8 protein-coding genes and 1 pseudogene are annotated in these 11,871 nt (G+C 43.7%); 8 read left to right on the plus strand and 1 reads right to left on the minus strand.

The features are described from left to right. The first annotated feature begins 72 nt into the window (after positions 1–72). Entirely contained in the window at positions 73–1,902 is a 1,830-nt protein-coding gene (gene pulA, locus ACW6PM_RS03050) for a type I pullulanase (protein WP_456056197.1), read from the plus strand. On the opposite strand, the gene ACW6PM_RS03055 is transcribed toward pulA, so the two are convergent. Continuing rightward, the gene (locus tag ACW6PM_RS03055) at positions 1,899–3,170 is read right to left on the minus strand and encodes a chloride channel protein (protein WP_456056198.1); all 1,272 of its coding nucleotides are present in this window, start codon (positions 3,168–3,170) and stop codon (positions 1,899–1,901) included. The genes pulA and ACW6PM_RS03055 overlap by 4 nt on opposite strands. A gap of 170 nt (positions 3,171–3,340) precedes the next feature. Between ACW6PM_RS03055 and malQ the strand changes: the two are divergent. The 7 genes and pseudogenes from malQ to ACW6PM_RS03090 form a co-directional block, all read left to right on the plus strand. Continuing rightward, positions 3,341–4,936 (plus strand): annotated as a pseudogene (malQ, locus tag ACW6PM_RS03060) (4-alpha-glucanotransferase); the annotation flags it as partial. A 137-nt stretch (positions 4,937–5,073) separates the two neighbouring features. Beyond that, complete coding sequence (spoIVA, locus tag ACW6PM_RS03065) at positions 5,074–6,573, plus strand: stage IV sporulation protein A (RefSeq protein WP_456056199.1); 1,500 nt, start codon at positions 5,074–5,076, stop codon at positions 6,571–6,573. Positions 6,574–6,621: 48 nt separating this feature from the next. Continuing rightward, on the plus strand, positions 6,622–6,750 hold the full coding sequence (locus tag ACW6PM_RS03070; protein ID WP_456056200.1) for a hypothetical protein: 129 nt from the start codon (positions 6,622–6,624) through the stop codon (positions 6,748–6,750). Between the two features lie 74 nt (positions 6,751–6,824). Further along, positions 6,825–7,583 carry an MBL fold metallo-hydrolase gene (locus ACW6PM_RS03075; protein ID WP_456056201.1) on the plus strand — a complete coding sequence of 253 codons (759 nt, stop codon included), beginning with the start codon at positions 6,825–6,827 and terminating at the stop codon, positions 7,581–7,583. 57 nt (positions 7,584–7,640) lie between these two features. Further along, the gene (locus ACW6PM_RS03080; RefSeq protein ID WP_012742678.1) at positions 7,641–7,769 is read left to right on the plus strand and encodes a hypothetical protein; all 129 of its coding nucleotides are present in this window, start codon (positions 7,641–7,643) and stop codon (positions 7,767–7,769) included. 12 nt (positions 7,770–7,781) lie between these two features. Further along, positions 7,782–10,442: an alanine--tRNA ligase gene (gene alaS / locus ACW6PM_RS03085; RefSeq protein WP_456056202.1), complete on the plus strand. Its 2,661-nt coding sequence runs from the start codon at positions 7,782–7,784 to the stop codon at positions 10,440–10,442. Positions 10,443–10,594: 152 nt separating this feature from the next. Continuing rightward, on the plus strand, positions 10,595–11,866 hold the full coding sequence (locus ACW6PM_RS03090) for an extracellular solute-binding protein (RefSeq protein ID WP_448754043.1): 1,272 nt from the start codon (positions 10,595–10,597) through the stop codon (positions 11,864–11,866). The last annotated feature ends 5 nt before the right edge of the window (positions 11,867–11,871 follow it).

The raw sequence follows: 11,871 nt of genomic DNA on the forward strand, positions 1-11,871 counted from the left end.
TGAATTGCCCTATTTACAGTTATTGTAAATTTTATTATAATGTATACGAAAATAAACGAAAAGGATAGTATTATGAAATTAGGAGCGATTTATTCAAAGGAAAAGACAACATTTACACTGTTTTCGCCTGTTGCGGACAGTGTTTTTGTTATTTTTTATGATAAGGGAAATGATTCTGCCGAGACAGGCAGGCTTGAGATGATGCGCGGCGAGGGAGAGCTTAGCAGTATTTTCTCAGCTGTAGAAGAGGGAGATTTGGATGGTGTGTATTATACATATGAGGTTCACACCCCGGACGGCGTATTTTGTTCGCATGATCCTTATGCAAAGGCCTGTGGTGTCAACGGGCACAGATCTATGGTTATAGACCTGGCTAAGACTAATCCGGATGGATTTGCGAATGAGGACAGGCCAAAGCTTGCCGATCCTATGAGCATGGTTATCACCGAGGTGTCCATCGCTGATGTGTCTGCAGCTGCATCTGCTCATTCTTTATATCCCGGTAAGTTCAAGGCATTCACTGAGGATAAAACCATTTCATATTTCAAGGATATGGGAGTGACACATCTGCAGCTGATGCCTTCGTATGACTTTGCAAGCATCGATGAGAGCGATGCCTTAAAGGAGCAGTATAACTGGGGCTATGATCCGTACAATTACAATGTGCCGGAGGGCTCTTACTCGACAGATCCGTTTGATGGTGCAGTGAGAGTGAGAGAGTATAAGGAGATGGTGCACTCAATTCACGAGGCGGGCCTTGGCGTGATTATGGACGTGGTTTACAATCACACCTTCAATGTTCATGACAGCTGCTTTTACAAGACCGCGGGCAATTATTTTTACCGTATGGATTCATCGGATGCTACAAAGTATTCTGACGCATCAGCCTGTGGCAATGAAATTGCATCAGAGAAGCCTATGGTCAGAAAATATATTATTGATTCTCTGTGCTACTGGGCGAGCGAGTATCACATAGATGGCTTCAGGTTCGATCTGATGGGGGTACTTGATATCGAGACCTTGAACGAAGCAAGGAAAGCTCTCTTAAAAATAAATCCTGATATAATAATGTACGGAGAGGGCTGGACAGGTGGAGAAAGTGCTTTGCCTGAGTCGGAGCGTGGCATGAAAATAAATGCAAAAAAAACACCGGGCATCGGCATGTTTTCGGATGATATACGTGATGTGGTAAAGGGGCATGTATTCTATATGGATGAGCTGGGCTTTGTCAATGGAGCTACAGATAGAAGTGATGAGCTAAAGCAAGCTGTGATTTGTCCAAGGTGGGCTAAATCACCTATGCAGTCCATCAACTATCTCTCATGTCATGATAACTATACTCTCTGGGATAGGTTTATTATATCCAATTCACATGAGAGTGAAGAGATGCGTATCCGCATGAATAAGCTTGCGGCATCCATTCTTTTTACAGCGCAGGGTATTCCGTTTTTCCTGCATGGAGAGGAGTTTGCGAGAACAAAGATTAGTGAAGCTGATGGGGCTCCTATAGAGAACAGCTACTGCAGTCCGCTTTCTGTCAATGCAATAGATTATGACAGAGCAGAGCAGTTTGCAGAGCTTAGAGCTTATTATAAGGGGCTTATAGCTCTAAGAAGGGCTCACAAGGCATTTTACCTTGACACAGTAGATGAGATTAAGAAATCCGTGAATTTCCTGGATGATATGCCTGATGGGGGGGTGGCATACACTATTGATACTGATACAGAGAAGGTGTTCGTAGCTTACAATGCCGGCAAAAATAAAATCACAATTAAACTATCAGATGCTTTATGGGAGGTTCTCGCAGATGAATCGGCTGCGGGAGATAAAGCTCTCTATACAATAAAAGACCAGGCAATAATACCTGCGGTATCATGCCTGGTAGCGGTTTGCAAATGCTAGTGAGTTGATTTATTGATGTAGCTTGTTTTGTATTTAGAATATACGATTTTCTGGCTGCGATACAGGCCAAAGTATCCTGACAGCATATAGCTGAATGGGATTGCCAAAAGAAAGTATGGCATGCCGTCGTAGCCGAAAAGCTCAAAGCTTATAAGCAGTGATGTGATCGGACAGTTGGTGACACCACAGAACAGTGAAATCATGCCGACAGCTGCACACAGCGATGGCTCAAAGCCTGTCAGATTGCCGAACAGACATCCAAAGGTTGCTCCTATGAAAAAGGACGGTACAATCTCACCACCCTTAAAGCCTGCGCCAAGAGTTAGTGCGGTGAAGATGATTTTTAGCAGGAATGCTTCAGGTCTGACAGAGCCGTCTATGCTGCTTTGAATAACACTCATTCCGGTGCCGTTGTAGGTCTGGCTTCCGACAAGTATGGTTGCTATGATTACAAGGCAGCCGCCGATGAATACTCTTGTATACTTGTTTGGCAGATATTTTTTATACAGCGCTTCACCGGAGTGGAGAGCCACGCAAAAGAGTATACTTACGAGTGCGCACAGTATTGCGAGCGCAGAGATTTTTATTGAGTTTAAGATAGTAAAATCCGGTATGTTTTCGATAGCAAAAAATTCATTTGTAACATTAAAGTACGTTGCGATACCGTGAGCGATTAAAGAGCTTATCACACATGGGACAAGCGCTATATAATACATGACACCGACGCTTATCATCTCCATGGAGAAAATAGCAGCTGCCATCGGAGTGCCAAACAGCGCACTGAATGCAGCGCTCATGCCGCACATGATCATGACATGCTTGTCCTTTTCATCAAATCTGAATACTCTGCCTATAGAGCTTCCGATGCTGCCTCCCATCTGCAGAGCAGCACCCTCACGGCCGGCAGAGCCACCGAACAGGTGAGTGATAAGTGTGGATACAAATATAAGCGGGGCCATTCTAAAGGGCACCTTCTCGCCTGAGTGGATAGCCGATATTACCAGATTGGTTCCGGTATCGTTATCGTCTTTGCACAGATGATAGAGTCCCACGATGGCAAGTCCGCCGATTGGCAAAAAATAAATGAGCCATGGGTATTTCATCCTGAAATCGGTTACGACCGACAGTGCAAAGTAAAATGCAGTGCCGCAGCTTCCTGCGACTATGCCGACAACGATAGAAAAGATTACCCACTTAATGGAGGTTATAAGGCGCTTTGTATTATGTTTTACCTTATGCATAATCAATTGCCTGGTTGTTTCATTCATTATGTTACACCTCTTTTAAACTTTTTATTAATTTTATAGTAACATTAACTAAAATAATTTACAAGTTGCACTTTATGATGTTATAATAACTAAATAAAACGAAAATATCATATGATTTCATATGTATATTATATATTATTTAAAATACAGGCTCACGCAGCCCATACAATGCGTATACAACAAAAGGGAGGAAAAATAACATGAGAACTAGCGGTGTATTAATGCCAATCTCATCACTGCCATCACCGTATGGTATAGGAACTATGGGAAAGGAGGCAAGACGTTTTGTCGATTTCCTTGAGAAGGGAGGTCAGACATACTGGCAGATTCTTCCAATCTGTCCTACCAGCTATGGAGATTCTCCATATCAGTCATTTTCGAGCTTTGCCGGCAATCCTTATTTTATCGATCTGGAGCTTTTATGCAAGGATAAGCTTCTGACAAAGAAGGAGTGCGAGTCATATAAGTGGGGCAAAAAGCCACAGTATGTAGACTATGGCATTATGTATATTAACAGATATGAGCTTTTAAGAAAGGCTTATGAGCGTTTTTCAAAGAAGACACCTGATGATTATGAAGCATTCTGCAGCAAAGAGGCTGAGTGGCTTGACGAGTATACGCTCTTTATGGCATTAAAGGATGCCAATGGAGGAGTAGCATGGAGCGAGTGGGATGAGGAGCTTAAGCTGAGAAAGCCTGAGGCTATAGAGGAGGCAAAGGAGAAGTATGCTGATGATATTGCCTTCTACAAGATGCTTCAGTATCTCTTCTTCAAGCAGTGGACTGCTTTAAAGGCATATGCCAATGAGAAGGGAATAAGAATTATCGGAGATGTACCTATCTATGTTGCTATGGATTCAGCAGATGTTTGGGCTAATCCTACACAGTTCTATCTCGATAATGACTTAAATCCAATCGAGGTGGCAGGATGTCCTCCTGATGCTTTCTCAGCTGACGGACAGCTCTGGGGCAATCCTCTTTTCAGATGGGATGTTATGAAGAAGGATAACTACAGCTGGTGGACAAAGCGTATCAGTGCTATGGCAAAGCTTTATGATATCGTACGAATCGACCATTTCAGAGGCTTTGATTCATTCTATGCCATTCCTGCAAAGGATGATACGGCAAAGAACGGTGTATGGAAAGAGGGTCCTGGCATGGATTTATTCAATGTCCTTGAGAAGAAGCTTGGTAAGCTTCCTATCATCGTGGAGGATCTCGGCTTCCTCACACCTTCTGTAAAGAAGCTTTTAAAGGATTCCGGCTTCCCTGGCATGAAGGTTATCCAGTTTGCATTTGATTCAAGAGAGGATAGCGATTACCTGCCACACAACTATCCACAGCATTGTGTTGTATACACAGGCACCCATGACAATGACACAGTTATGGGCTGGATGAAGACAGCACCAAAGGAGAGCGTAAGGTTTGCAAAGGAATACCTAAACCTCACAAAGGAGGAGGGCTACAACTGGGGCATGATGCGTGCAGCATGGTCATCAGTTGCCGATATGGCTATTGTTCCTATGCAGGATCTGCTCGGACTTGATTCAAAGGCCCGTATCAATATTCCTTCAACTACCGGTGGCAACTGGCAGTGGAGAGCTACTCCTGAGCAGATAGACAATAAGCTTGCAAAGAAGCTCCACAAGTGTATGCAGATGTACGCACGTCTGCGCGAGGAGCCTGTTGATGAGACAGATGCCGATGAGGTGGCTGATGCTTCTACCGGCAAGGCCTGCGGCTGCAAGAAAAAGGCTGCTAAGTAGTTTGACTTAAATATTATATGTTATTTTAAAGATCACAGGTTATCTGTTTTGATGCCTGTGGTCTTTTTATTTGTAATAATTTACTACACCGGTGAATACACTTTGATTATAGAATAAAGTGTATGGAGGAAGCTTTTATGGGCAGTAAAATGGACAGTAAAGAGTTTGATTTATATAAAGATATCAGATGCCGCACAAACGGCGAGATTTACATAGGTGTCGTCGGTCCTGTGCGCACAGGCAAGTCCACATTTATAAAGCATTTCATGGAGCTTTGCGTCATCCCGAAGATGGACAATGAATATGCCAAAAAGCGCGCGGTCGATGAGCTGCCGCAATCAGGCAAAGGAAAGACTATTATGACGACTGAGCCAAAATTTATTCCACAGGATGCGGTTACTATCAGTCTGGATGATGGCAGTGCGGTGAAGGTGCGCCTTGTGGACTGCGTGGGCTTTACGGTGGGAGATGCTGTCGGATATCTCGAGGAGGATGGCGAGCGGATGGTCAAAACACCATGGTTCGATGAGGATATACCTTTTGAGGAGGCCGCTGTTGTAGGTACAAAAAAGGTAATAGAGGAGCATTCGACAGTGGCTGTGCTTGTGACCACCGACGGCAGCATTGGCGATATAAAAAGGCAGAGCTATGAGGCGGCGGAAAGAGAAACAGTCATGCAGCTTGAAGCTTCAGGAAAGCCGTTTGTAATTGTGGTAAATACTACAAAGCCTTTTGCGGCAGAAACGAGGCTTTTATGCGAGTCACTTAGCAGAGAGTACAAAGCGGCCGCCATTCCAATAGACTGTGAAAAGCTTTGCATGGGACAGATTACAGATATCATGGAAAAGCTGTTGTACGAATTTGCAGTCACGAGAGTGGATTATGATATACCGAAGTGGGTGCAGCTGCTGCCTTACGACAATTATGTAAAGCAGGCTGTTATTACATATGCAAAGACTTTTCTTGCGAGGGCTTCAAAGCTAAAGGATATCGTACAGATGAGTAACGATATGCCTGAATCGGACGGTGATATATTAAAATCGGTATCTCTTGTTACGATGGGGTTATCTGATGGTGTTATTAAGGTCAAAATCGAGATTACAGAGAAATACTACTATGAAAATATTTCCGCGCTGTGCGGTGTGACCATTTCCGGGGAAAAGGAGCTGATTTCCCTGATTCTCTCACTTACTGAGGAAAAGAATGAATACGAAAAGATTAAGGATGCCTTTTCATCGGTGCAGCAGAAGGGCTATGGTGTTGTGATGCCGCAGCTTTCGGATATCAGAATGGAGGAGCCGGTGCTTATAGCGCATGGAAATAAGTTTGGGGTTAAAATGAAGGCTCTTTCACCGTCAATACACATGATAAGAGCAAATATCGAGACAGAGATAGCACCGATAGTCGGAAGCAGGGAACAGGCTGAGGATCTGATAGATTATATCAAAAATGGTGAGAACAGTGACAGCGGAGTCTGGAAGACCAATATATTCGGAAAATCCGTCGGCGAGCTTATGGAGGATGGAATAAGAAGCAAAATAATGCAGATGGATGATGAATGTCAGATAAAGTTGCAGGAAACCATGCAAAAGATTGTGAATGACTCAAATGGCGGCATGATTTGCATAATTATATGATTAAAAAGGGTCAAAAGGTATCATCGATGCATGCTTGCATACAATTCGATGTATACCTTAGTGACCCGCACTACACCGAGAAAGCAGCAGATGGTGATGGATTTGTTTATCAGGCCGATTAAGGTACCTGGGCTTGTGAAAAATATTGCTTCACAGCTCGATGTGTTCTATAATTAAAAAAAGAGTTCAATTTTATGCATCGATGATTTCTTTGCACAAAGAGAGAAAAAAAGCGAAAGAGAGTAGGTTACATGCAGATAGTTTTTATACATCACAGCTGTTTTCTTGTGGAGCTGGATGACAAGGTACTTATATTCGATTATTTTGACGGAGATAAGGTAGAGGGTGTGCATTTTACAGGCAAGCTGCCGTCTTATGAGCCTGATACCAAAATCTATATGTTTGCAAGCCATAGCCATAAGGATCACTATGATATGGATATTTTGCGCCTGGCTGATAAATATTCAAATATACATTATATTTTTTCAAAGGATATACGTATCAGCCCGCATTTTCTGTCAAAGCACGGCATTGATCCTGCTGTCAGGGAGCGCGTGACATTTGCTTCACCTGACAATACATATCATGTGGATGATCTGGATATAATGACACTTAGATCCACTGATGCCGGTGTAGCATTTTATGTTACCTCAAACGGAGTAAGTCTGTTTCATGCCGGTGATTTAAACGACTGGGAGTGGGATGGCGCAGGTGATTTGATAAACGGCAGAGTGCGCAGAGCCTTTAGGCATGAGATAAAAAAGCTTTCGGAAAGGCCAATAAACGTAGCGTTTTTCCCGATGGATCCAAAGCTTACGGAGTATCAGTTCAATGGATTTGACTTCTTTTTACAAAATACCTCGGCAGAGTTTGTGTTCCCTATGCACATGTGGCAGGATTACAGCGGCATAGCCGAATACAAGAAGAGACTGAGCAATAAGGATATGGCTGACAGGGTTATTGAGATTGAACGTGAAAATCAGACATTCGCTTTTGGAGAGAACTATTGAATTATTTCACAAATTCATTTATAATAAGTTAGTTCAATAAATTTTAGGAGGGTAATTATGGGGGACTTTTTCATGTGCGTAGCACAATATGTTATTATTATGATTGTTTTGGCGGCCATAGGCTTTTGCGGGGCACTGATTGGGGTAAAGCTTCGTAAAATGAAGGACGCAAAGACGAAAGAATAGGAGATTCAAGTAATGAAGAAGAGTTATGGCGTTAACGAATTACGTCGTATGTACCTTGAGTTCTTTGAGAGCAAGGGACATCTCGCAATGAAGAGTTTTTCACTGGTGCCTCACAATGACAACAGTCTGCTTCTTATTAATGCAGGTATGGCACCACTTAAACCATATTTTACAGGACAGGAGGTTCCGCCAAGACGCCGTGTGACTACATGTCAGAAGTGCGTCAGAACAGGTGATATCGAGAACGTAGGTAAGACAGCACGTCATCTTACATTTTTCGAGATGCTCGGAAATTTCTCATTTGGCGATTATTTCAAGCACGAGGCAATCGCATGGTCATGGGAGTTTTTGACAGAGGTGCTCGGGCTTGAGAAGGACAGGCTCTATCCTTCCATCTATGGTGAGGATGATGAGGCCTTTGATATCTGGACCAAGGAAGTAGGAGTGCCTGGAGATCGTATTACACGTTTCTACAGAGATCCTGAGACAGGTGAGTGTGACAACTTCTGGGAGCATGGTGCAGGTCCTTGCGGTCCTTGCTCTGAGATTTATTACGACCGTGGTGAGAAGTATGGCTGTGGCAAGCCTGACTGTAAGGTAGGCTGTGACTGTGACCGCTTCATGGAGGTATGGAACAATGTATTCACACAGTTCAACGGTGACGGACATGGCGGATATGAAGAGCTTGAGCACAAGAACATTGATACAGGTATGGGACTTGAGCGTCTTGCTGTTGTAATGCAGGATGTTGATTCGGTATTCGATATCGATACCATGAAGGCTATCCGCGATAAGGTCTGCGAGCTTTCAGGCAAGAAATATCATGTCGATGAGATGGACGATGTTTCTATCCGTCTTATCACAGACCATATCCGTTCATCTACATTCCTTATTTCTGACGGAGTTATGCCATCTAACGAGAGCAGGGGCTATGTGCTTCGCCGTATTATCAGACGTGCCGCTATGCATGGACGTACACTTGGCATACAGGGAGCATTCCTTGGCAAAATCGCACAGGTAGTCATTGATGAGAGTAAGGACGGCTATCCGGAGCTTGAGGAGAGAAAGGATTTCATCCTTAAGGTACTCACTCAGGAGGAGGAGAAGTTCGCAAAGACTATTGACCAGGGACTTGGTATCCTTGCAGATATGGAAGAGCGCATGAAGGCTGATGGAAGCAAGGTCCTCTCAGGAGAAGATGCTTTTAAGCTTTACGATACATACGGCTTCCCTGTAGACCTCACAGCAGAGATTCTCGAGGAGAAGGGCTTCACATATGATGAGGCCGGTTTTGAGAGCTGTATGGAGGCTCAGAGACAGAAGGCAAGAGGAGCCCGCAAGGAAACAAACTATATGGGCGCTGATGCCAATGTTTACAATGATATAGATTCTGAAATCACTACAGAGTTTACAGGCTATGACAAGCTTACAGATACAGCTGAGATTGCTTTTCTTACCACATCTGATGATGTTGTTGAGGCACTCTCAGATGGTGATAAGGGCTCTGTGATCGTACCAAACACACCTTTCTATGCCACAATGGGCGGACAGCAGGGTGACAAGGGTATCATAAAGACAGAGAGCGGTACATTTGTTGTTGAGGATACTGTAAAGGTTGTCGGCAACAGATACGCACATGTAGGCTATGTGTCAGAGGGCATGATCCGCACAGGCGAGACCGCTACACTTTCTGTTGATACGAAAACAAGAACAAACACATGCAGAAATCACTCTGCCACACATTTGCTTCAGAAGGCACTGCGTGAGGTGCTCGGCACACATGTAGAGCAGGCCGGTTCTTATCAGGATGCTGAGAGAACACGTTTTGATTTCTCACATTTCTCTGCTATGACTGCTGAGGAACTTAAAAGGGTTGAGGATATTGTCAATGAGAAAATCAACGAGGCTATTGATGTACGCACAGATATCATGACTGTCGATGAGGCTAAAAAGACAGGTGCCATGGCTCTCTTCGGTGAGAAATACGGTGAAAAGGTACGTGTCGTATCAATGGGAGATTTCTCTAAGGAGTTCTGCGGTGGTACACATGTAAAGAATACATCTGATATTAAAGTGTTTAAGATTCTTTCAGAGAGCGGTGTGGCTGCAGGCGTAAGACGTATCGAGGCTATCACAGGTGACAATGTATTCGCTTATTACAGCAATATGGAGAAAGAGCTTGAGGAGGCTGCTAAGGCTGTTAAATCAACTCCTGCAAACCTCACAGAAAGGCTTGAGCATTTGATGGCTGAGATGAAAGCACTTCAGAGTGAGAATGAGTCTCTTAAGAGCAAGGCAGCAAAGGATGCTCTCGGCGATGTTATGGATCAGGTGGTTGATGTAAACGGCATCAAGCTTCTTGCAACAAGCGTTGACGGTGTTGATATGAATGGACTGCGTGATCTGGGCGATTCCCTCAAGGAAAAGCTTGGAGAGGGAGTTATCGTGCTTGCTTCTTCAAATGAAGGCAAGGTAAATCTTGTTGCGATGGCAACAGATGCTGCTATAAAGAGCGGTGCACATGCCGGAAACTTAATCAAGGCAATCGCCTCAAAGGTAGGCGGTGGCGGCGGTGGACGCCCTAATATGGCTCAGGCCGGAGGAAAGAATCCGGCAGGTATTCCTGACGCTATTGCTTCTGTAAAGGACGCACTTTCAGGCATGATCAAGTAAAAAAATTGCATATATGGTGCTTAAAAATGCATATTTTTAAAAATAGGTCTAAATTTGTAAAAAAAATCAAATTAGACCTATTTTTTTTTGTGAAAGTATGGTAAAATTGTACTAAATTATAAATTGAGAATAAACTGAAAGGATGAATATGTATGAAGAGGTTAATAGCTGCAACACTTGTGGCGGCCATGGGGGTTTCATTACTTACAGGATGTGGAGTATCAAATAAATCACATGACAATACACAGGCGGGGACAACGGAGGATTCTTCGGATAAAACGAAGAATAAGGAAGTAAAGATGCATGTCTGGTGTTCGAAGAATGATGTGGATATTACTACACAGATGATTGAAAGCTTCAAGGAGGCTAACAAGGGAACTGATTTTAATATAATTATCGAGGAGTCAGAGGATTCTGATGCCAGAGATAATATATTATCAAATGTGCATAATGGTGCGGATGTGTTCTCTATAGCGGATGACCAGATTGCTTCCATGGTAGCAGGTGGTGCTCTTTATGAGATAGAGGATGTGGATGCCGTTAAAAAGGCTAACGATGAGAGTGCGGTTGAGGCTGCCACCATCGATGGCAAATTATATGGATATCCACTGACCGCTGACAATGGATATTTCATGTATTACAATAAGGATTATTTCTCAGACAGCGATGTGGCTACACTTGATGGTATGCTCGACATTGCAGGCTCCAATGGTAAGTACGTGACTATGGACTGGAGCTCAGGCTGGTATCTTTATTCATTTTTTGGAAATACAGGGCTTGATTTTGGCGTGAATGATGATGGTGTGACAAACCACTGCAACTGGAATGCTGTCATCACAAGCATCAAGGGCGTTGATATAGCACAGGCTATGCTCGATATTGCAGCTAAGCCGGGCTTTAAGAACTGTGTACAGGATGACTTTATTGCAGGAGTACAGGATGGAAGTGTTATTGCCGGTGTCAGCGGATGCTGGAATGCGGCAAAAATCAAGGAGTTATGGGGCGATGATTATGGTGCTGTTAAGCTTCCTACATACACATGTGCCGGACAGCAGATTCAGATGTCATCATTTAAGGGCTACAAATATATGGCTGTAAATGCATACACTAAGTATCCTGAGTGGGCAAACAAGCTTGCCCAGTGGTTTACAAACGAGGATAATCAGAAGCTGCGCTTTGAGATGAAGAATGCAGGTCCCGCAAACAAAGCGGCAGCAGCAGATGATGCTGTCACAAAGGTTCCCGCTATTATGGCCGTTATGGATCAGGCACAGTACGGCAAGCTCCAAAGAGTTGGAAATTCTTATTGGGATGCTGCAACAGAGTTTGGAGAAAAAATGGCGGCCGGTAATCCTGAAAATACAGACCTTCAGAAGATAATGGATGATCTTGCTGCCGGGATAACACAATCTGTCGCTGAGTAGAGGGG

It is taken from the genome of Agathobacter sp. (assembly GCF_977054825.1).